A 2,648-nucleotide genomic window follows, 5' to 3' on the forward strand; every position below is an offset into this window, starting at 1 on the left:
TTTGGCTAAAGTCGAAAAAGATTATGAATGGGGATTTGTAAACGCCAAAGGCGAACAAATAGTAGAGTGCAAATTTGATGAGGCTCATGACTTTAAAGAAGGCTTAGCTGCAGTCAAAGAAGATTATAAATGGGGATTTATAAGCACCAAAGGTGAACAAATAGTAGAGTGCAAATTTGATGAGGCTCATGACTTTAAAGAAGGCTTAGCTGCAGTCAAAGAAGATTATAAATGGGGATTTATAAACGCCAAAGGCGAACAAGTAGTAAAGTGTAAATTTGATGAGGCTTCGGACTTTAGCGAGGGCTTAGCCAAAGTCAAAAAAGATGGGAAATACGGATTTATAAACGCCAAAGGTGAACAAATTATAGAGTGTAAATTTGCTGAGGCTTATAACTTTAAAGAAGGCTCAACTGCAGTCAAAGAAGATTATGAATGGAGATTTATAAACACCAAAGGTGAACAAGTTATAGAGTGTAAATTTGATAATGTCTCGCATCCGGGCTTTAGCGAAGGCTTAGCAAAAGTTAAAAAGGGTCTCAAACAATTTACAATCAATACCAAAGGAAATTTCATAGTTCACGATGAATACAATAATAAAATAGAAGTATCCGGCAAATTTGATTACGTCCGTGACTTCAAAGAGGGCTTAGCCGTAGTCGAAAAAGGTGGTAAATACGGATTTATAAACACCAAAGGCGAACAAGTAGTAGAGTGTAAATTTGATGAGGCTTCGGACTTTAGCGAAGGCTTAGCTGCAGTCAAAAAAGGTTATAAATGGGGATTTATAAACACCAAAGGCGAACAAGTAGTAGAGTGTAAATTTGATTATATATATGGCTTTAGCGAAGGCTTAGCCGAAGTCGCAAAAGCTTATGAGAGTCACCGAGAGTCTAGACATGTAAACACCAAAGGAAATTTTATAGTTCACGATGAATACAATAATAAAATAGAAGTATCCGGCAAATTTGATATTGTCTGCAACTTCAAAGAAGGTTTGGCTAAAGTCGAAAAAGATTATAAATGGGGATTTATAAACGCCAAAGGCGAACAAGTAGTAGAGTGTAAATTTGATGAGGCTCATGACTTTAAAGAAGGTTTGGCTAAAGTCGAAAAAGATTATAAATGGGGATTTATAAGCACCAAAGGTGAACAAGTAGTAGAGTGTAAATTTGATTATATAAATGACTTTAGAGAGGGCTTAGCCGCAGTCAAAAAAGATGGTAAATACGGATTTATAAACGCCAAAGGTGAACAAGTAGTAGAGTGTAAATTTGATTATATAAATGACTTTAGAGAGGGCTTAGCCAAAGTCGAAAAAGATGGTAAATACGGATTTATAAACGCCAGGGGTGAACAAGTAGCAGAGTGTAAATTTGATTATATAAATGGCTTTAGCGAAGGCTTAGCCAAAGTCGAAAAAGATGGTAAATACGGATTTATAAACGCCAAAGGCGAACAAGTAGTAAAGTGTAAATTTGATGAGGCTTCGGACTTTAGCGAAGGCTTAGCTGCAGTCAAAAAAGACGGCAAATGGGGGTACATAAACACCAAAGGCGAACAAGTAGTAGAGTGTAAATTTGATGAAGCTTCGGGCTTTAGCGAAGGCTTAGCTGCAGTCAAAAAAGGTTATAAATGGGGATTTATAAACACCAAAGGCGAACAAGTAGTAAAGTGTAAATTTGATGAGGCTTATGACTTTAAAGAAGGCTTAGCCGCAGTCGAAAAAGATGGTAAATACGGATTTATAAACGCCAGGGGTGAACAAGTAGCAGAGCGTAAATTTGATTATATAAATGACTTTAACGAAGGCTTAGCTGCAGTCAAAAAAGGTTGTAAATACGGATTTATAAACGCCAAAGGCGAACAAGTAGTAAAGTGTAAATTTGATGAGGCTTATGACTTTAAAGAAGGCTTAGCCAAAGTCAAAAAAGATGGTAAATACGGATTTATAAACGCCAAAGGCGAACAAATAGTAGAGTGTAAATTTGATAGAGTTGATGACTTTAGAGAGGGCTTAGCCAAAGTCGAAAAAGATGGTAAATACGGATTTATAAACGCCAAAGGCGAACAAATAGTAGAGTGTAAACTTGATTATATATATGGCTTTAGCGAAGGCTTAGCTGCAGTCAAAAAAGACGGCAAATGGGGGTACATAAACGCCAAAGGCGAACAAGTAGTAGAGTGTAAATTTGATGAAGCTTCGGGCTTTAGAGAGGGCTTAGCTAAAGTCAAAAAAGACGGCAAATACGGATTTATAAACGCCAAAGGCGAGCAAATAATAGAGTGTAAACATGATAGAGTCTTGCCCTTTAGCGAAGGTTGTGCTACAGTCGAAAAAGACGGCAAATACGGATTTATAAACGCCAAAGGCGAACAAGTAGTAGAGTGTAAATTTGATTATATATATTACTTTAACGAAGGCTTAGCTAAAGTCAAAAAAGACGGCAAATGGGGGTACATAAACACCAAAGGTGAACAAGTTATAGAGTGCAAATTTGATGATGTCTCGTATCGAGGCTTTAGCGAAGGCTTAGCTGCAGTCAAAAAAGACGGCAAATGGGGGTACATAAACACCAAAGGCGAACAAGTAGTAGAGTGCAAATTTGATGATGTATGGTATCGAGGCTTTAGCGAAGGCTTAGCTG

1 protein-coding gene is annotated in these 2,648 nt (G+C 37.3%); it reads left to right on the plus strand.

The features are described 5' to 3' along the window. On the plus strand, positions 1-2,648 hold a 2,648-nt coding region (locus tag CDOM15925_RS09890), incomplete at both ends, for a WG repeat-containing protein (protein ID WP_169943240.1).

This window comes from Campylobacter sp. RM15925, from assembly GCF_012978775.1.
Lineage (GTDB): Bacteria > Campylobacterota > Campylobacteria > Campylobacterales > Campylobacteraceae > Campylobacter_A > Campylobacter_A canis.